14 protein-coding genes are annotated in these 18,542 nt (G+C 66.4%); 7 read left to right on the top strand and 7 right to left on the bottom strand.

Annotated elements, in window-relative coordinates:
* Positions 1-77: 77 nt before the first annotated feature.
* The 3 genes from ACWPWT_RS15550 to ACWPWT_RS15540 all read left to right on the top strand — a co-directional run bounded on the left by ACWPWT_RS15550 (position 78) and on the right by ACWPWT_RS15540 (position 3,826).
* Positions 78-1,328 (top strand): sigma-54-dependent transcriptional regulator, encoded by a 1,251-nt coding sequence (locus ACWPWT_RS15550; protein WP_454280444.1) that lies wholly within the window; start codon positions 78-80, stop codon positions 1,326-1,328.
* A complete protein-coding gene (locus ACWPWT_RS15545) occupies positions 1,318-2,469 on the top strand; it encodes a sensor histidine kinase (RefSeq protein ID WP_454280443.1) in 1,152 nt (383 codons plus the stop codon). Before ACWPWT_RS15550 ends, ACWPWT_RS15545 begins: the two co-directional genes overlap by 11 nt.
* A gap of 148 nt (positions 2,470-2,617) precedes the next feature.
* Positions 2,618-3,826, top strand: coding sequence for a spinster family MFS transporter (locus tag ACWPWT_RS15540; RefSeq protein ID WP_454280985.1), 1,209 nt, complete (start codon positions 2,618-2,620; stop codon positions 3,824-3,826).
* On the opposite strand, the gene ACWPWT_RS15535 is transcribed toward ACWPWT_RS15540, so the two are convergent.
* Genes ACWPWT_RS15535 through ACWPWT_RS15515 form a run of 5 tightly spaced genes read right to left on the bottom strand, consistent with a single transcriptional unit; the run spans position 3,823 to position 8,758 of the window.
* Positions 3,823-5,250, bottom strand: a complete 1,428-nt coding sequence (locus ACWPWT_RS15535) for an efflux transporter outer membrane subunit (RefSeq protein ID WP_454280442.1) — start codon at positions 5,248-5,250, stop codon at positions 3,823-3,825. The genes ACWPWT_RS15540 and ACWPWT_RS15535 overlap by 4 nt on opposite strands.
* Entirely contained in the window at positions 5,247-6,137 is an 891-nt protein-coding gene (locus ACWPWT_RS15530) for an efflux RND transporter periplasmic adaptor subunit (RefSeq protein WP_454280441.1), read from the bottom strand. Before ACWPWT_RS15530 ends, ACWPWT_RS15535 begins: the two co-directional genes overlap by 4 nt.
* Before the next feature lie 7 nt (positions 6,138-6,144).
* On the bottom strand, positions 6,145-6,372 hold the full coding sequence (locus ACWPWT_RS15525; RefSeq protein ID WP_454280440.1) for a DUF1656 domain-containing protein: 228 nt from the start codon (positions 6,370-6,372) through the stop codon (positions 6,145-6,147).
* Positions 6,369-8,315 carry an FUSC family protein gene (locus tag ACWPWT_RS15520; protein ID WP_454280439.1) on the bottom strand — a complete coding sequence of 649 codons (1,947 nt, stop codon included), beginning with the start codon at positions 8,313-8,315 and terminating at the stop codon, positions 6,369-6,371. Before ACWPWT_RS15520 ends, ACWPWT_RS15525 begins: the two co-directional genes overlap by 4 nt.
* Positions 8,312-8,758, bottom strand: a complete 447-nt coding sequence (locus tag ACWPWT_RS15515; RefSeq protein WP_454280438.1) for a MarR family winged helix-turn-helix transcriptional regulator — start codon at positions 8,756-8,758, stop codon at positions 8,312-8,314. Before ACWPWT_RS15515 ends, ACWPWT_RS15520 begins: the two co-directional genes overlap by 4 nt.
* 159 nt (positions 8,759-8,917) lie before the next feature.
* Here ACWPWT_RS15515 and ACWPWT_RS15510 point away from each other — a divergent pair, with 159 nt between their 5' ends.
* Complete coding sequence (locus ACWPWT_RS15510; protein WP_454280437.1) at positions 8,918-11,539, top strand: PAS domain-containing protein; 2,622 nt, start codon at positions 8,918-8,920, stop codon at positions 11,537-11,539.
* 26 nt (positions 11,540-11,565) lie between these two features.
* Here ACWPWT_RS15510 and ACWPWT_RS15505 read toward each other — a convergent pair whose 3' ends face one another.
* Together ACWPWT_RS15505 and ACWPWT_RS15500 are read right to left on the bottom strand one after the other, a co-directional pair.
* On the bottom strand, positions 11,566-12,618 hold the full coding sequence (locus ACWPWT_RS15505; RefSeq protein ID WP_454280436.1) for a zinc-dependent alcohol dehydrogenase: 1,053 nt from the start codon (positions 12,616-12,618) through the stop codon (positions 11,566-11,568).
* Positions 12,615-13,631, bottom strand: a complete 1,017-nt coding sequence (locus ACWPWT_RS15500) for a patatin-like phospholipase family protein (RefSeq protein WP_454280435.1) — start codon at positions 13,629-13,631, stop codon at positions 12,615-12,617. The genes ACWPWT_RS15505 and ACWPWT_RS15500 overlap by 4 nt, the downstream gene beginning before the upstream one ends.
* A gap of 176 nt (positions 13,632-13,807) precedes the next feature.
* Between ACWPWT_RS15500 and ACWPWT_RS15495 the strand changes: the two genes are divergently transcribed.
* The 3 genes from ACWPWT_RS15495 to ACWPWT_RS15485 all read left to right on the top strand — a co-directional run bounded on the left by ACWPWT_RS15495 (position 13,808) and on the right by ACWPWT_RS15485 (position 18,378).
* Positions 13,808-15,307, top strand: a complete 1,500-nt coding sequence (locus ACWPWT_RS15495) for an MFS transporter (protein ID WP_454280434.1) — start codon at positions 13,808-13,810, stop codon at positions 15,305-15,307.
* A gap of 108 nt (positions 15,308-15,415) precedes the next feature.
* Positions 15,416-17,638, top strand: a complete 2,223-nt coding sequence (locus ACWPWT_RS15490) for a hypothetical protein (protein ID WP_454280433.1) — start codon at positions 15,416-15,418, stop codon at positions 17,636-17,638.
* A gap of 2 nt (positions 17,639-17,640) precedes the next feature.
* Complete coding sequence (locus tag ACWPWT_RS15485) at positions 17,641-18,378, top strand: SDR family oxidoreductase (protein WP_454280432.1); 738 nt, start codon at positions 17,641-17,643, stop codon at positions 18,376-18,378.
* Positions 18,379-18,542: the final 164 nt, after the last annotated feature.

Genomic DNA, 18,542 nt, shown 5'->3' with positions numbered 1-18,542 from the left:
GGTGGAAATACCAACGCGTTATGATTAAAGACTTATATTCAACGGACCGTCCGGACGGCGGAGCAGGTTCGAACAATATGTCCGCCGATGGACAGTTGGCGGACGTGTCAAGCGCGTGGAATATCCTGTTGATCGAGGACGATCCGGTCGTCGCGAGGACCACGGATATCCTGTTTCGGCTGGCCGGACACCAGATCGACATTGCAAGCGGCCCTGATGAGGCTTATTCGCGGCTCGCGCGGCGGCGCTATGACGCGATCCTGCTCGATATGAACTTCACCGCCGGCCGTTCCAACGGCGAGGAAGGACTGGCCTGTATCGCGCGGATCATGGCGGACGATCCGGGGGCCCGTATCATCGTCATCACCGCACATAGCGGCATCCGCATCGCCGTCGCAGCGATGCAGGCGGGTGCGCGCGACTTCCTGATGAAGCCGTGGCGTAAGGACGATCTCCTCGCCAAATGCGCTGCCGTCATCGGCCAGCGCTCGGCCGGGGGAAGGATGTCTCCACCCCGCGCCGGTGGCAGTGGCGGCGGCAATATCCTGTTGGGCGACTCGCCCGCGATCAACGCGGTACGGGCGATGATCCACCGGGTCGGCCCGACCGTCGCCAATATCTGCGTCACCGGACGGTCGGGATCGGGCCGGACGCTGGCGGCGATGGCGGTCCATGCTGCATCGGGTGATGCCGCGATGCCGCCGGTTCGCATCGATCTGCGCGACGGGGAGCAGTGGCGGTTGCTCGACGATGCGCACGGCACCGTGTTTCTGCGGCATCCCGATCGGCTCGATATGGTGGCGCAGGCGCGCCTGCTCGATCGGCTGTTGCCGGGGTTGCGCTGTATCAGCGTGGCGGACGACGTAGCATCGCTGTCGCCCGCACTGCGCCGGCGCCTGTGCACCCTGGAGATCGCGGTGCCACCGCTATCCGCACGACGCGAGGATGCGGTGATCCTCGCCCGGCACTTCGCGCAAATCGCTGGGGAAAGCTATGGTCGTGCCGCCGCCCGGTTGACGCCCGCCGCCGAGGCGATCGTCACCGCGACCGACTGGCCCGACGAGGTGCGCGGTCTGGCCGCGGCGATCGAACGGGCGGTGTTGCTGTCCGATGACGGGATGGTGGACGCCGCGGCGATCCGACCCGCGATGACCGCCTCGGCCACCGCCGAACCGGGGGGCGCCGCGCCCTTCCGTCTGGACGATGCGGAAAAGCTGATGATCGTCGCCGCGCTGAAGGAGCATCGTCACAATGTCTCGCGCGCCGCCGCCGCATTGGGGATCAGTCGGGGCACCCTGTACCGGCGTATGGCGCAACATGGGCTCTAGGGCCGAGCGGTCTTCGGTCGGGATCGGCCTGTTGCTCGCGATCGCCGGAGCCGTCATCGCACTGGCCTGGGCCCATGGCCTGTGGCTGGCGATGACCGGCGGGGCGCTGACCCTGGGCTGGTTGCTGCTGTTGAACCTGTCGAGGGTGCGACGTCCCATGGTCGTGCCCCCCGCCCCCATGATCGTGGACGAGCGAGAGGGGGCGGTTCACCGGATGCTGCTCGATGCTTCCCCCACGCCGCTCCTGTCGATCGACGGCGCGGCGGTGCGGGCCCTCAACCGAGCCGCCCGACGCCTGTTCGATACGGATGACCGGGTTCTCCCGCCCCCCGGCGCGCTTCTGGACGGGCAAGCCTCGCACCTTCGTCACGCCGGTCGTGCGTGGCGCGCCGACCGTGTCGATGTCGGCACGCAATCGGTCGTCGCGCTGATCGACGTGGAGAGCGAGGAGCAGACCGCCGAGGCAAGGGCCAGCGCGGAGATGATCCAGGTGCTGGGCCATGAGATGCTCAACGGCCTTGTCCCCATCGTCTCGCTGGCGGAGTGCGGGATCGCTGCGGTGGAGACGATGGACAGCGACCCGACGCTGTTACCCGAAATCCTGACGACCCTCGCTCGCCGGGCGGAGGGTTTGCAACGCTTCACCCAGGCCTATCGATCGCTCGCCCGCCTGCCCCCGCCGCTGAAACAGCCGATATGCATCAACGAGTTGATCGACGACCTGGCGCGGTTGTTCGCCAGCCGCTGGCCCGACGCCGTCCTCGCGATCGCGCTGCCGCCGGGCCTGCATGCCGCCGTCGATCGCGACCAGCTCAACCAGGCGATCTGGGCGCTGTTGCAGAACGCGGTCGAGGCGACCGACGCGGCAGGCATCGCAAAGCCCCATATGACGATCGCGGGCGACTGTCGCGAAGGCGCACTGACCATCGACGTCAGCGATAACGGCCCGGGCATAGCGCCGGAACAGGCCAGCGTGATCTTCCGCCCCTTTGCGACCACCAAGTCGACCGGAACCGGCATCGGGCTGACCCTCGCCCGGCAAATCGCACAGGGGCATGGCGGCACGCTCGATCTGCTGGCAACGGTGCCCGCGACCTTTCGCCTGCGCCTGCCGGGCGGGAGCATCTATCCGGCGGATTGATCCGGCAACGTCCTACCCCTTGCGACGACAGGTGTTCGCGACCACCATCTTGCCATATGGGCGGGCGATGAACGGTTCCCCTCGCCCGTCGGCCGCCATCATCGGCCCGCATGGTCCCATCGACCGTCGCGCTCCCTTGGTGTTGGCGATGCTGTTGCTCGTCTACATCTTCAACTTCGTCGACAGGCAGATACTGGCGATCCTGGCCGCACCGATCCAGCAGGAGCTGCGCCTGAGCGACGGGCAGATGGGGTTGCTAGGCGGCATCGCCTTCGCGCTTCTCTATTCGACCCTAGGGGTACCCCTCGCCTGGCTGGCCGATCGGACCAGCCGAAGCTGGGTCATCACGGGATCGCTGATTATTTGGAGCGGGTTCACCGCGCTATGCGGACTGGCGGGCGGCTTCTGGCAGATCTTCGTCGCCCGTCTGGGCGTCGGGATCGGGGAAGCGGGCGGTGTGGCTCCCTCCTACGCGGTCATCAGCGACCATTTCCCGCCCCATCGCCGCGCGCTGGCGCTGGCCATCTATTCGCTGGGCATTCCACTGGGATCGGCGGCGGGGGTGCTGGCCGGAGGCTATATCGCCGCGCGGGTGGATTGGCGCACCGCGTTCATCGCGGTCGGGCTGGCGGGCATTCTGATCGCCCCGCTGGTCCGCCACATCGTCCGCGACCGACCCTATGCCGCGCCGCCTGAGCCCTCAGCCGACGCCCCGCGCTTTGCCGACGTCGCACGGGCGCTGGCCGCCAAGCCGTCCTTCTGGCTGCTATCCTTCGGAGCGGCCAGCGGCTCGATGGTCGGATATGGACTCGCCTTCTGGCTGCCCAGCCTGTTGCGTCGAAGCTTCGGCCTGGACCTGGTCGGCACGTCACACTTCCTGGCCGCGATCCTGCTGATTGGAGGTATCACCGGAATCGTGGCGGGGGGTCTTCTGGCCGACCGGCTGGGCGCGCGAGACCGGGCATGGTTCGGCTATCTTCCCGCCATCGCCTATAGCCTCAGCATCCCCTTCTATGCGGGCGGCATCCACGGCGGCGATGTGCGGGTCGCCTTCGTCCTGTTCCTGCTGCCCCAGGCGCTGTCCCTGCTATGGCTAGGTCCGGTCGTATCGGCGGTACAGCATCTGGTGGCACCCGATGCCCGCGCGACCGCAGCCGCGCTGTTCCTGCTCATCAACAATCTGATCGGACTGGGCGGCGGCATCTATGCACTGGGCGCGCTGTCCGACGCGCTGACGCCCGTTTATGGCAACGACGCGCTGCGACATTCCATGCTGTACGCACTCGCCCTTTATGGCATCGCCGCGCTGCTGGTCGGCCTTGCGGGACCACGTCTGCGCCGGGATTGGGTCCGCTAAGCCTCCTGCCATCCCCCGCCCAGCGCCAGGAACAGCCGGACCTGGTCGGTCGACAGCCGGGACTCGGCGGCGGCCAGCGTCTGTTCGGCGCTGATCGCCGTACGTTGCGCATCCAGGACCGACAGAAAGCCGGTTCGCCCGGCCCGGAACAGCGTTTCGGCATCCTTGGCCGCCTTGCTTGCCTGGGCATTGGCATCGCGAAGCGCGGCGGTGCGGTCCAGATCGCGGGCATAGACGGTCAGCGCGCTCTCGGTTTCACGCAACGCGCCCAGGACCGTACCGTCGAAACGCGCATAGGCCTCGTCGCTCTCCGCCTGAGCCGCCGCGATACGGGCACGGACCCGCCCGCGATTGGGGAATTGCCAACTGATAAGCGGCCCGAGCGAGAATTTATAGGTGTCGCTGGACAAGGCCCGTTCGGCCAGGCCGACCGAACCGATCGATGCGCCGAGCGATATTTGCGGATAGAGCGCCGCCGTCGCCACGCCGATCCGCGCGGTGGCGGCGCGCAATTCCCATTCGGCGCGCCGCACATCGGGCCGACGCCGGAGCAGCGCGGCCCCGTCACCGATCGGTATGGGCTGTGTCAGGCGCGGCTCGGCGGCGCAGGCGGCCACCGTGCGGTCGAACTCGGCGGGCGGTCGTCCCGTCAACGTCGCCAGGCGATAGAGCGCCAGCCGCCGCGCCGCCTGCAACCCCGGCATGGTGGCCCGTACCTGCGCCTCCTGCGCCGCGGATCGGGTGGCGTCGAGCGAGATACCCCGGCCGCCACGCACCAGCCGCCGGGTCAGGGCAGTGGTGCGCGACTGCAACGCCAGCGCACGCTCCGCCACCCCGATTTCGCGCCCCGCCGAACAGGCATCGAGATAGGCTTGCGTCGTATCCGCGACCACCGTGACGCGCACCGCGTCATAGGCGGCATGGGTCGCGGCCAGATCGGCATTCGCCGCCTCGACCGCACGGCGGACCTGACCGACCAGATCGACCTGATAAGAAATTCCGGCGGTGGCCGAATAGACGAAGTTGCTGGGCAACGGCGCGCCGGGGAGCAATTCCTCCTCCGCCGAACGCTGGGCATAGCCGGGCGCGGCTTGGAGACTGGCTTGTGGTCGACGATCCTGCTCGACCAGATCGGCCGAGGCGTGTGCCCGCGCGATATTGGCGGCGGCGACACGCAGATCGGTATTCGCCGCCAGCGCCTGTTCCACCAACCGGTCGAGCATGGGGTCGCGATAGAGTTGCCACCAATGATCGGGCACGGGCTGAAGCGCCGCGAACGCCGCCTCCCCCCCGCCGACAAAGGGCGCGGTCGCGCTCGGCCTGTCGATCACCGCGGTCGATGGGCGATGATAGTTCGGCCCCACGGTCGAACAGGCGGCGAGCAGGCCGCTGGCCAGCAGCGCGGCGGAACGACGCAGCGTCATGCGTGCGCTCCCGCCTGTCGCGGCAGGATTTCGACGGTCGCGGTACGACCGACCACCAGCGTCTCTCCGGCGGGAAGGCGATCGATCGCCACGCGGACCGGGATACGCTGCGCCAGACGAACCCAGCTGAAGGTCGGGTTGACGTTGGCGAGCAGATTGGCACCCGCGCTCCGGTCGCGATCCTCGATGCCGCCGGCGATGCTCTGGACATGGCCGGTGATGTCGCGATCCTCGCCCATCAGGCGGACGCGCACGGGATCGCCGACATGGACGCGGGGGAGCTTGGTTTCCTCGAAATAGCCGATGATATGAAGCGAACCGCGATCGATGATCGCGAATTCCGGGTGGCCGGCGCTGGCATAGTCGCCTGGCCGCAGGTCGAGATTGCTGACCGTGCCGGCGACGCTCGCACGGACCTCGGTCCGGGCCAGATTGAGCCGTGCGGTGGCAAGTGCGACGCGAGCCTGTTCGAGCGCGGCGGCAAGCTGCTCGACCTTGGCATTGCCCTGCTCGCGGACTTCTCCGGCCACCAGATCGCCCAGCGCGCGATTGCGCTGCGCCTCTCGCCGCGCCTGGGCCAGCTGCGCGATCTCGGATGCGACGGCGGCTTCGGCCTGTGACACCGCCAGGCGGTAACGGGGCGTATCGACGCGGAACAACGGGGTGCCGACGCTCACCTGCTGATTGTCGTGCACCAGAACATCGGTGACGAGACCCGATACGTCGGGCGCGACCTGGACGATGTCGGCGCGGACCCGGCCATCGCGGGTCCAGGGCTCCGTCTCGTAATGCGCCCATAGGTGGCGCGCGGCGAACAGCGCCAGCGCCACCACGATCAGCGTCACGATGATGCGCGCCGCGACGCGCAGGGAGGGTTGCAGAGTCATAGGGGTTTCAACCGAAAAATGCCGAAGCGGAATTGCCGCCGGTGAGGAGGCCGGCGATCCCGGCCCAGAGGATGACGGTGAGCGCGACGTCGAACAGGCCGCGATGCCAGACGAAGCGGTAGAGACGCGCCTTGGCCAGCGCCCAGCCGATCAGTTCGGCCCCGACAAAGGCCAGGAAGGCCGCGATGAGCAGCGGATGGACGAACACGCCGAGCAGGTCGAGATCCCCCGTCATGCCGCCAGCCTCATGTTCGACCAGCCCGGCGCGGCAGGAAAGACATTGCGGCGCAGGCCGACCAGCGCCGCCAGACGTTCGGGGTCGCCCCCTTCACTGCGGCTTTCCTCGATCGCCCCGTCAATCGCATCTAGCAGATCGGCTGGCGGCGAAGGGTCACGTCCGTCCATCAATTGCCGGAACCAATATGCCAGCGAAGCCCGCAGAGCCTGTTGTTGCTCCCCCGGTGCGATCCGGGCCAGGCTAAGCCCGATCCGCAATTCGCGAAGGGCCGCCGTCGCGGCATCCTCGTCTTCCGCTTCCCCGACACGCCCCGCCAGCAAGCCTACCCGGTCGAGCATACGGCTCCGCCAGACCGGCAGTTGCGACGGACGCTCGACCAGCGCCGCCAGATCGCGCCACCCGGCGCGACGCAGACGACGGATCGCGGTGCCGGCCCCCATGCTGCGGACCAGCCGGGTCATCGTCATCGCGGCGACGATCCCGATCAGCTGCGCGACGTTGCTGTTAAAGAAGCTCGCCGCATCGACCGTGTATAGGTTGGTCAATGCCAGGCCGCTCGCAAAGCTGATCTGCATCGGCATCATCCGCCCATACCAGGACGGAACCGCCATCATCGCGCCCATCAGCAGCAATGGCGGAGCGAGAGCGAGGCAAAGCATGGCGAACCCATTGATCGCCGGCAGGATGGCGAACAGATAAACCGCGGCGAGCGGCACCGAAACCACCGTCCAGATCAGGAACCCCCGTTGCGCCGGCACCGGATCATCGAGCGTCGCGAAGAAGCAGCAGACCACCGCCGCGATCATCGCCGCCACCGCCCCTTCGGGCCAGCCGGTCGCGATCCAGACCCAGCAGCAGCCCATGGTGGTCAGGAACGTCGCGGCTGCCGACAGCAGGCCCAGCCCATAATCGCGATGCAATGGCCGCCCGCCGACATGGGCGACAACCGGACGCGGAGCCTCGGGATCCGCCACTGCCGCGACCAGCGCCCGCGTCGCACCCAGCGCGTCGACCAGCTCGTTAAGGCGGATGATGAGGTTGAGCACCAGCAAGCCTCGCCAATCCGCCGCCATCGGCGGTGTCGGGATGCGGGGCACATCCAAGGTGGGATCGAGCACCCATGCACGCACTTCCGCGACCGAAACCGACACATCGGTTGGCACCGCCCCCTCTGCCGAGAGGCTGCGAAGCCGGTCCTCCAATGCGGACACGAGCGGGATCAGCTGGACCAGTACATCCTGCAAACCCGTCAGCAGGCCGCGCGTCGGCCGGATGCGCGCGGTATCGAAGGGAATATGCGTCGCGGTGACGTGCAGGTCGGTGACATCCGCCGCGAGCCGACGCCGTTCGGGCGTGGTCCGCGCCGTCTCCTCGACGGCGAGTATGTCGGCAATCCAGCTTTCGGCATTGGCCAGGACGGCTTTGGCGCGCGCGCCATAGACGCCCGCGACGCTGCGCGGCCAGACCACCGAATGGATGATCGCCGCGCACGACACCCCGATCCCGATTTCCTGCACGCGAAGCACCGCCGTCTCGAAAATCCCATCCGGATGAAGGACCGAGGGAAAGCCGATCAGCGCGGCGGTATAGCCAGCCAGCATGAACACATAAGATCGCGGCGTCCGGTCGAGCAGCGAGACGAACTGACACCCCGCCACCCACAAAGCGAGCGCCAGGCTCAATAGAACCGGCGCGTTGACCAGGGCCGGGACCAGCAGCACGGTGACAAGGCCGCCGATCATCGTGCCGATAAGCCGGAACACCGCCTTGGATCGCACCGCGCCGCTCAGGGGCTGGCTGGTGATATAGACGGTGGCCATCGCCCAGAATGGCCGTTCCAGTCCCAGCGAAAAGGACACGAACAGCGCGAGCATCGCCGCCGCGAAGCAATTGGCCGAAAACACCGTCTCTCTAAGGCCGATGCGGGGCATGGCGATCATTCCCGCTCGTCACCAAAAACGGCATAAAGATGATCGAAGACGCGGGTCGCCGCGACCAGATCGGCGTCGTCCACCCCGGCGAACAGTTCCGCCCGGATCGTCGCGGTGCGCTCTTCCACTTCGGCGGCCACCGCGCGACCTTCCGCAGTCACGTGCAACAACCGCGCGCGCTTGTCGGTCAGGTCGACTCGCCGTTCGACCAGCCCCGCCCGCTCCAGCTGATCGAGCAACGGCACCACCGACGGCGCTTCGACCCCCAACTGGTCCGCGAGCACACCCTGCCGCATCCCATCTTCCGTCCGCCCTACGAGCATTACGGCCAGCGCCGCCGTATGAGACAGGGAAAGGCCCGCCAGCCCCTTGTCCAGGTGACGACGATACGCGCGCGCCATCGGAACGAGCCGAGCGGAGAAGTTGCGACGAAGGCTGGTGGAATCTAACACGGCATTTTAGATAGATGCCTATCTATTTATTTGCAACCGTTCATCCATACCCGTCTTCCTGACGCCCAAAGACGGCGGCACATGATCGAATAGCCCGGTACCTCACCCGGTCGACGGAAAGTGGGTTACGGCCTCGCCCGCGATAGGGTATCGATTGGTATGTCCTCACGCAGTCCTTCCGAAGCCGCCTTGTCGAGCGGGCCTGCCGGGCCCTGCCCGGCCGCGGTTTCGGGATCGCGGCTTCCCCTGTTCCTGCAGGGCGGCGGAGACTGTGCGGATCGCATCGGACGGTACGATTGGGCCAGCACGACGCTCGGGCCGATCGACGCATGGTCCGGCTGTCTTCGGACGGTGCTGGCGATGGTGCTCCGCTCGCCGGTACCCATGACGATGACGTGGGGCGACGACGGCGTCATGCTGTACAACGACGCCTATGCCGACATTCTGGGCGATCGGCATCCGCAACTGCTCGGATCCCGGATGGGGGATGGCTCGCCGGACGGGATCGCGTTCGACGATCGCGCCATGGCGGCATGCATGGCGGGGGAGACCGCGCAATATCGGGACCGGGAAGTCGTGCTGAACCGCAATGGTCGCCCGGAACCCGCCTGGTTTCATCTCGACTATTCGCCGGTCATCGATGACGCGGGAACGCCGGCCGGGGTGATCTGCATCGTCACCGAGACGACCGGGAGCGTCATTGCCGGGCGGCGTTCGTCCTTCCTGCTCAAGCTGGCCGACGACCTGCGCGCGCTGGAAGACCCGACCGCGATCATGGAGCTGGCGGCGGAACGGGTCGGCGGGCTGATGGGTGCGAGCCGCGTCTTCTATGCCGAGATCACGACGCAGGGGTGGATGACCGTCGAGCGCGACTATGCGCGCGGCGTGTCCTCGATCGTCGGGCGGCATTCGCTGGAAAGTTTTGGCCCGGACCTTTTGGCCGCCTATCGTGACGGCGCCCCGGTCGTGGTCCGCGACGTGGCGGGGGACGAACGGCTAAGCGACGGGGCTCGCGCCGGGCTTCAGGCGCGCGAGGTGGGCGCCTTCATCGACGTGGTGCTGTTCCAGGAAAGCGAGTGGGTCGGCCTGCTCGCCGTGCAGAATGCCACCGCCCGTATATGGAGTTCGGCCGAGGAGGACCTGGTCCAGGAGGTCGGCGAACGCGTCAAGGTCGCCATCGAACGTTGCCGCGCGGAGTCCGCCCTGCGCGAACTCAAGGGCACGCTGGAACAGCAGGTGATCGAGCGGACGGCCGACCTGCGACGCTATCATAATATCGTCGAGGCGACCTCTTCGCCCATCTGCGCCTTCGACACCGACTACCGCCTGATCGCCTTCAACCGTGCGCACCAAAGCGAATTCCGGCGCGTCAACGGGTTCGAAACACGGATTGGCGATGTCTTTCCCGACCAGTTCCAAGCCGATCAGGGCGCCACGATGCGCGCGTTGATGCAGCGTGCGTTGACCGGCGAGAGCTTCACCGTGACCGAAGCGTTCGGGCGTCCCGAGTTCGGGACACCCGCCTGGGAGATTTCCTACACCCCGCTGCGCGACGATACGGGACGGGTGATCGGCGCGTTCCATCAGGCGAACGACGTTTCCGCCGCGCTGGCGGCCCGGGCCGAACTCGAAATCGCGCAGGAGGCCCTGCGGCAGAGCCAGAAGGTCGAGGCGATGGGCAGCCTGACCGGCGGGGTCGCGCACGATTTCAACAATCTGCTGACGCCCATTATCGGCTCGCTCGACATGCTGATGCGCAAAGGTGTCGGCAACGCGCGGGAACGGCGGCTGATCGATGGCGCCTTGCAATCGGCGGAACGCGCCAAGACGCTGGTCCAGCGGCTGCTCGCCTTCGCCCGACGCCAACCGCTTCAGGCCATTGCGGTCGACATGGCCCTGCTTATCCATGGCATGGCCGACCTGATCGAGTCGACCGTTGGTCCTACGATCACGGTGAAGATCGATATCGACCCCGACTTGCCCCCTGCCCTGGCCGACGCCAATCAGCTGGAGATGGCGCTACTCAACCTGTCGGTGAATGCACGCGACGCGATGCCGGACGGCGGCGAGTTGATCGTCACGGCTCAGAAATGCGTGGTGGAGGCGCATGACGCCAGGGATATGTCCGCCGGTTCTTATGTCTGTCTGGGCGTACGGGACACCGGCATCGGCATGGACGAGGCGACCCGCCAACATGCGATCGAGCCCTTTTTCTCGACCAAGGGCGTTGGCAAGGGCACCGGCCTTGGCCTATCGATGGTGCACGGTCTTGCCGCCCAACTCGGTGGCGGCCTGACGATCGAGAGCGCGGCGGGCATCGGCACGCATATCGTCCTGTGGCTACCGCTCAGCGATCTGAAGGTGGAAGAGAAGCGACCGGCCGAGGATCGCGAGGCACTCAGGGTCCGCAATGGCGGTATCGTCCTGTTGGTGGACGATGAGGAGCTGGTTCGTCTCAGCACCGCCGACATGCTCGCGGATCTGGGATATGAGGTCGTCGAGGCCAGTTCCGCGCAGGAAGCGCTCGATCTCGTTCGGGGCGGGTTGCGGCCGAATTTCTTGGTCACCGATCATTTGATGCCGGGTGTCAGCGGCGCACAACTCGTCCGCGAATTGACGGCCCAGGTGCCGTTGCTCAAGGCACTGATCGTGTCGGGCTATGCCGAGACCCATGGGATCGACCCCAGCATGGCGCGGCTCAATAAGCCCTTCCGCAATGAGGAACTGGCGGCCAGCCTCTCCGCGCTCGAAACGCGGATGTCACCTCCCACCGCAGCCTAGGGCCACGGTCCCCGGCTGCAATCCCCTCAAACGGTAAGCCCGACGAAGATCGCCTCGGTCCGGCGGCGATCCTGTGCGGTTTCGAACGCCTCGTTGATCCGGTCCAGCGGGAAGCGATGGGTGATCAGTTCCTGCGTCTTGAGCAGACCGCGGGTCAGCAGGTCGAGAACTTCAAGCTGTTCCGCATGGATGTCGTGAAAGGCAAAGCTGGCGCTGGGGATCAGGGTGATCTCCGACATCTGGATGCGCTGCCATTCCAGCGGGATCGCGATCTCTCCCTCGTCGAAGCCGCCGACGATGACGATCCTTCCGCCGCGCCGGACCAGCCGCGTGGCGAGCGGCAGCGTTTCGGGCATCGACGTGCCGCCCGCGCATTCGAACACGATGTCCGCTCCGCGTCCGTCGCTCATCGCCCGGATCGCGGCTTCGGGATCCTCTTCTTCCGAATGGACGATCCGGTCGGCGCCCAGCCGGTCGGCCAGCGCCAACGCATGGGGCAGCGTGTCGATGATCATGACCTTCGCACCGCTCGCCTTGGCGAGCATCAATTGGCCCAGACCGATCGGCCCTGCCCCGATGATCGCCACCCGCGCTCCGATCGTCAGCCCCGACAGATGCTGGGCGTGAAGCCCCACGGCATAGGTGTCGAGCAGCGAGGCGTCGTCGTAACCGACGCTGTCGGGCAGCTTGTGGAACTTGTGCTGCGGTCCGACGACATACTCGGCATAGGCGCGCGAGACGCTGGCCCGGCGGGTAGGATAAAGGTCCGGGCAGCGATTATATTGCTGGACGCGGCACCATTCGCATTGCCCGCAGCCCAGCACGGACTCGATCAGCACCCGATCGCCCACTGCCACCCGGTCGACAGCAGCCCCTATTTCGACCACATCCCCCGCCAGCTCATGGCCCATGATGCAGCAATGGAGTTCCTCCTCCGCCTTCTCCCAATGGCGCAGGTCGGTGCCGCAAATCCCCGCCATACGCACCCGGGCCTTCACCCAGTCGTCGGCGGGCAGACTCGGTTCCTCCACCTCGGCTATCTCGAAACGCCCATCGGCGGTCTTGCGCGCGGCTTTCATGACGATACTCCTTCGGCAATCGGAATGACGTGAAGCCCCGCTCGACCGAGCGGGATCGTGCCCTTGCGGAGGCGGTCGAGCAGTTCGGCCCCGTCGCGACGCCCGGCATCCCAGCGCTGCCGCACCGACAGGCCCGAAAAATCCATCGCCTTGCCCGCGACCTCCCGCTGTTGATCGGCATAGGTCAGATGGGCGAGCGTCACCCCATGCTGGCCGAGTGTCGGATCACGGTCATAACGATCCTGCCAGCGCGCGATCGTCCGCTGCGACTGGGCGGCAAATGCCAGGTCCTGCGCCCGTGCGATCATGTGTCCAAGCGTCCTGTCCCGCGAACCCGATAGCGGCATCAGGTCGAGCGCGATGCACAGCAGCGGCTTATCGCCAGGCTCGGCAAGCACCGGGTCGAGCGGCAGATTGGCCGATAGCCCGCCATCGACATAGGTCACCCCTTCGATCGCCACCGGTGGAAAGGCGGGCGGCATGGCGGCGCTCGCGCGAATATGGTCCGGTCCGATCACGTCGCGCCGCGTGTCGAACACCACCTCCCGGCCGGTGTCGACCGTCACGGCCTGGACCGTGAAGCGGACCTCGCCGCGATTCACCTCATCGAAATCGACCAGGCTTTGCAGCGTCCTCCCCAGTGGGGCGGTGTCATAGAGCGCCGGTTCACCACGAACGGCCAGCGCGCTGCCGAGCGGCGCGAACATACCGCTCCGCCCGGCGAGCATCGTCGCCATCGCTTCTCCGCTTCGCCGCCAGGTTTCGAAGGTCTCTCCATAGCCAAGCGATGGGACCCGATCCGGTCGCCAGAGCGCCCGCAGCCGGTCGAGCCGATCGGCAAGCCGATTGCCCGCCAGGATCGCGCCATTGGTGGCACCGGCAGACGTCCCGATGATCCAGTCGGGCGAAACGCTGCCTTCCTCCAAAGCCTCGTAGACGCCCGCCTGATAGCCGCCAAGGGCATTGCCCCCGGCCAGTACCAGGGCGACCCGGCAATCCGGCAACGTCGTCATATGACAGGGACTTTCGGCGGGGTTGGGCGGGTCATGGGCATTGAAGGTGCAAACCGATCAGCACGCGAAAGGTGGCATTGACGGCCCCATCATATCCAGCATTCTCAATGATATAGATCAGCGGTTGCTGGCCGGGGGCGCAACCCGCGTCGCGCATGGCACGTTGTGGTGTCCCGATGTCGCTCTTGCCCCAACCCGAGTTGACCGCCGCCGATCAGCAGCGTGGACTGCGGCTGTTGATCGTAGAGGCGTGTTTTTCCGGCGGCACGGCAGCGCTCACCAGCGGAGTGATCCTGACCGCCTTCGCTCTGCATCTCGGCGCGTCGAACGTGATGGTCGGCCTCCTCGCCGCCATGCCGTTTCTGGCCCAACTGCTGCAGCTCCCCGCCATCCAGCTGGTCGAGCGATGGCGGCGGCGCAAGCAGATCGCGGTCGTCACCAGCCTGATCGGGCGGACGATGCTGGCGGTGATGGCGGTGCTGGCCTTTTCCAGTGGTACCATCGCACTCCTGGTCTTTCTGGCGGCACAGATGCTGCTCTGCGGACTGGGCGCAGTGGGCAGTTGCGCCTGGAATGCCTGGATGCGCGACCTGGCGCCGCAGGAGCGATTGGGCGAGGTCTTCGCCAAGCGCACGATCTGGCTGACGGTCATCAGCCTGGCGCTGGGCCTTGCCGCCGCCTTGGCGCTGGATCGGACGCAGGCGGGATCGACGGCGCGCGATATGGTGTTCGGCGCGATGTTCGCTGCCGGATGCGTGACCGGCCTCATCAGCGCGCGGATCGTTGCCAAGATGCCCGAGCCGCTGATGCCGCCCGCCCAGGGGACGGTGGACCTTCGCGCCCTGTTGAGCCAACCGCTCAGCGATCCCAATTTCCGCCGTCTGCTGGTGTTCGTCGCAAGCTGGCAGTTCGCGATCAATCTGGCGACGCCCTTCTTCACCGTATTCATCGTCCGCCAGTTGCACTTTGCGGTCAGCTTCGTGCTGCTGCTCAGCGTCGCAAGCCAGATCGCCAATATCCTGGCCCTGCGGCTCTGGGGACGGCTGAGCGACCGTTTCGCGAACAAGTCGGTGCTGGCGGTCTGCGCGCCCGCCTATATCGTGGCGATCGTCGCGATGGTCGGCGCGTCGCAACTGGACGATCGCACCATCGTCGCGCTTTGGCTGATCGCGTTGCACCTGATCATGGGGGCGACCATTGCCGGCGTGACCCTGTCGAGCACCAATATCGCGCTCAAACTGTCGCCCAAGGGGTCTGCGACCGCTTATGTGGCGACCCATGCGATCACCACCGCGCTGGCCGCGGGGATCGCGCCGATCCTGGGTGGCTTGCTCGCGCAGTTCTTCGCCGCCCGCCAGTTCGAGCTGCTCGCGCGCTGGCGCAGCCCCAATGGCGTCTTCACCCTGCCCGTCACGCTGACCGCCTGGGATTTCTACTTTCTGATCGCCGGACTGATCGGCACCTATGCCATTCATCGCCTGTCATTGGTCCGCGAGGTGGGGGAGATCGACCGCCGGGCGATGGTCGGACAATTGTTCAACGAGACGCGCCGGACGATCCGCAACATTTCCTCCGTCGCCGGAATGCGTGCGGCGACCGACCTGCTCGGCGCTCTTTTGCGCGACGCGCGGCTGCGTATCCGGCTCAAACGGGCGCAGCAGGCGCGAGGGATGTGAATGCACTGACTCAGGTTACCAACCTTCTGTTTTGTAACGACATTGCTGGAACTCCAGCGCTTTTCGGCCGGTTTCTCGACCACCCTTTTCCCTTGTCGGAGTGGTCCCATGCCCCGAACGGCAACCGCCGAGACGCCGCCGCCGATCAGCCCCCATCTGCTCGAGTTGCGCGAAATGCTTCGCGACGCCCCCAAGCCGCTCGGTCAGTTCGCCGTCGGCGAGTTGACGGTCGAGATGCAGCGGACCGCGGACTCCATGTTCGCGATCATCCGGCGCGAAGGGCGCGGCGGCCTGGCGGTACGCACCGCCTTTCTGCCGACTTCTTTCGAATGCCATGCGGAAGAGGCCGGACCGGGCGAAGCGGCCCGATTTCGTCTGACCAGCGCGATGGGCGAGCACATCGTGACCTGTGTGGCGGACCCCAACGCGGTCGAGCGGGTTCGGATTATCACCCGCTTCACCCCTGCCCAGCCCACTATCCTGCCCTTCGCCCCGCGCGACCTCTATCCGCTGGGCAGCGGCGACGATCCCCTGAATGCTGTCGGACAGGTCGAGGCCTCTCAGCGTGGGCTGAACACCGGGTTGCTCTATTTCCGGATCGAGGAACCGGCGTTCGGCAATGTCCTCTATATCCAGAACCTGACCGCCTCGAACGACTATTTCCGCGCGACCGGCACCGTGCCGCGCGAAGTGGTGGCAGGGGCGTGGCCCGAACTCGGCTATGCGCTGCCCGTCCCCGATCCCAAGTCCGACCCGGCCGAGGTGGCGCTGGAACCGGGGAAGACCATCACCCTGTCGGACGTGATCCTGGTCTTCCGTCACGAGGCCCCGCCGCACGAGCGGGAGTCCGCACGCCAGTTCATCCAGATGCTGGACAATGCCTATGACCTACTCGATCCGCCGCCGGTCGCGTATCGCGACTGGATCGACCGCGCCGAGCGCACGCTACGCGATCTGGAGAATGCTCCCGAGGCGACGATCCGCCATTATGGTCACCGTTACATCCACCCCTATACCGGTGCCGAATATCCCGACATCATGGTCCAGATGACGGTAATCGCCTCGCTGCACCAATGGGGGCGCTGGCGGGGAGAAGCAGTGCCTCTCGAGGCCGAACTGAAGGCGGGTCTGTCGCGCTTCTACGACGACAAGCTGGGGACCTTGCGGCGTTACCTGCCCAATGTCGGGGAGGACAAGGATGCCGATGCGGTCGATAGCTGGTATCTCTATCACCCGCTGCTCAATCTCGGCGGACTGGCATTGCTCGGCGACGACAAGGCACGCGAGCTGTTCCTGAAATCGCTCGACTATGGCGTGAAGGCCGCGCGCCATCTCGAATATCGCTGGCCGATCCAATATGACGTGACCGACTTCTCCGTCATTACCGAGGCTGCGCCGGTCGACGGACGCGGACAGACCGATGTGGGTGGCGTCTATGCCTGGGTCATGCTGCTGGCGTTCGAGGTCACCGACGAAAAGACCTATCTGGACGAGGCACGCGCGGCGATCGACGCCACCATCGGCCTGCGGTTCAACATCAATTACCAGGCCAATCTGACCGCCTGGGGCGCGGCCGCCTGTATGCGGCTGTGGCGGATCACCAATCGCGACGTCTATCGCGAGCAGAGTTACGTCTATCTCGCCAGCTTCCTGCACAATGCGGTGATTTGGGACAGCCACATCGGCCATGCCGCGTCCTACGAGACGTTCATGGCGGTCACCTGTCTCCAGGATGCGCCCTATATGGCGTTGTACGAGTGTTTCGACAGCGTCCTGGCGTTCGAGCAATATCTCAATGACGGCGGCCCCGACCTGGAGCCCGGGGCGCGGATGCTGGTCGACGAATATTGCCGCTATGCGCTGTCGCGGGCCTGGTTCTACTATCCCGACGCGCTGCCCGCCGAGGCCATCGCCGAGGAACAGCGCGAGGCGAACGGGCATATCGATCGCGCCCTCTCCTTTCCCGTCGAGGACCTCTATCCCGACGGGCAACCCGCCGGACAGGTGGGGCAAGAGGTCTATGGCGCGGGCGCCGCCTTCATCTTCGCATCGCGGGCGTTCCACCATGTCGAGGGCGCGCCGTTTCACCTGTACTGCGACATGCTGGTCGGCACCGTGGAGCGGATCGGGGATCGAACCCTGTCCATCATGCTCGACGGCGGGGAAACACGCATCGCCAATCTCCGTCTCGTCCGGCTGAAGCGTCGCAAGCTGACCGACAGCAAGCTCAGCACCGCCAGCGGCGACATCATCGCGCCCGATGCGACCGACCCCGACCGCATCGATTACCGCGTCCCCGCACAGGGACGCCTGATCCTAACCTGGGAATGACCATGACCGACAGCCGCCATACCAGCCTATCGGGCAAACGCATCCTCCTGACCGGCGGAACCACCGGCATCGGCCGCGCCACCTTATCGATGCTGGCGGCGGAAGGCGCGCGCGTCCTGACCTTCGGGCGACATCAGAACGCGCTGGACGCGGCGCTATCAGACATTGATGGCGACGTGACCGGGATCGCGGAGGATGCCGCGACGGCGCAGGGGATCGAGCGCGTCTTCGACGCCGTCGACGAACATCTGGGCGGCATCGACATGCTCGTGGCCTGCGCCGCCCTGGGGGCCCATCCGATCCACGAGATGGCGGACGAGGAGTGGCGCTATGTCATCGATGCCAATCTGACCGGCTATCTGGCCTGCGCTCGCGGTGCCATCCTGCGCATGGAAGGCCAGGGCGGCGGCCATCTGCTGTTCGTTGGATCGATCAGCGCGGAGATCAAGGCGGCGGGCGAGAGCGTCTATGCCGCGACCAAGGCGGGCATTCAGGCCTTTGCGGAAACGCTGCGCAAAGAGGTGGCTGAGAAAGGCATTCGGGTCAGCGTGATCCAGCCCGGCTCGATCGATACCGAGATGCAGGAATGCAGCGACGAGGAAAAAATGGCCGCCGTGGCCGAGGGCCGGATGCTTCCGGCCGAGGATGTCGCGGAGACGATCCTGTTCATCCTCACCCGTCCCGCCACCTGCGACATCGTCAATCTGCGGGTCGAGCCGCTGATCCAGAAGACCGCCTGAGGCGGCTATCGGGGCCTGCGAAGGGCCCCGAAAAGCGCCGCACCGAGCAACGCGGTTACTCTGCCCGAGAGTCGATGGCCGGACGCCCAGCCGCACCTCCGCCCGGTCGAGCGGCGCTTCACTTCTGCCCGCCGCCGGATCGGTTGGGGATGATTGTCGTCGCC

The organism is Sphingomonas sp. Marseille-Q8236 (assembly GCF_965112005.1).
This window is presented reverse-complemented; position numbering and strand designations above follow the sequence as displayed.